The sequence below is a fragment of the Syntrophomonas palmitatica JCM 14374 genome (assembly GCF_001311885.1).
Classification (GTDB): domain Bacteria; phylum Bacillota; class Syntrophomonadia; order Syntrophomonadales; family Syntrophomonadaceae; genus Syntrophomonas_A; species Syntrophomonas_A palmitatica.
This window is the reverse complement of sequence record NZ_BBCE01000057.1, coordinates 1-749: the sequence shown is the minus strand read 5'-3', so window position 1 is coordinate 749 and position 749 is coordinate 1. Positions and strand designations below refer to the sequence as shown.

The following is a 749-nucleotide window of genomic DNA, read 5'->3' as shown; positions in this document are numbered from 1 at the left end:
TACAGTAACCATCAATGCGGCGTCAAACAATACAGGCGGCGGCGGCGGAACCGGAGGCGGAGGTGGCGGCGGCAGCGGCGGAACCGGAGGAGGCGGCATCAGCAGTAGCAGCAGCAGTACTCCTGCTGCCCCGACGTATGAAGTTGCTGTTGCGGGAACCAGCACATCACAAACCAGCTTGCCCACTAATGTCGATACGAAAACGGGCAATGCGACAATAGATTCGGGGAACCATTGCGAAAGACATTTTTACCGGCACACAAACAACGGTCCTTACGGTACCTTCCATTCCCGGCGTGAATTCTTATACCCTGGGAATACCTGCCGATTCTCTGTCCAGCCCACAAGGGGAAGGAGCGCTTACCTTCTCGACCCCGCAGCAGCGTAACTATCCCGTCCGGCATGCTGGCCGGGATGTCCGAAGCAAACGGAACGAGCGCGGGCATTACGATCGGTTAGGGAGACAGGTCCGGCTTACCTGCTGAAGTGCAAACAGCCATCGGCGACCGGCCAGTCATTCAGCTAACCCTGACGCTAAACGGCAAACAAACCGAATGGAACAACCCGTCTGCGCCTGTGGCGGTATCCATCCCCTACACGCCGACGGCGGAAGAACTTGAAAATCCCGAAGCCATTGTGATTTGGTATATCGACGGCAGCGGCAGCACGGTTTGTGTGCCCAACGGGCGATACGATGCGGCCACCGGTACAGTGACCTTCTCTACCACCCACTTCAGCCATTACGCCGT

The 749-nt window shown here is 57.7% G+C and carries 1 protein-coding gene and 1 pseudogene; both read left to right on the top strand.

The annotated features are described in order from the left end of the window. On the top strand, positions 1–388 hold a 388-nt coding region (locus JCM14374_RS13855), incomplete at its 5' end, for a hypothetical protein (RefSeq protein ID WP_177325559.1). Positions 389–486: 98 nt separating this feature from the next. Continuing rightward, positions 487–749: pseudogene (locus tag JCM14374_RS12880) on the top strand (hypothetical protein); the annotation flags it as partial.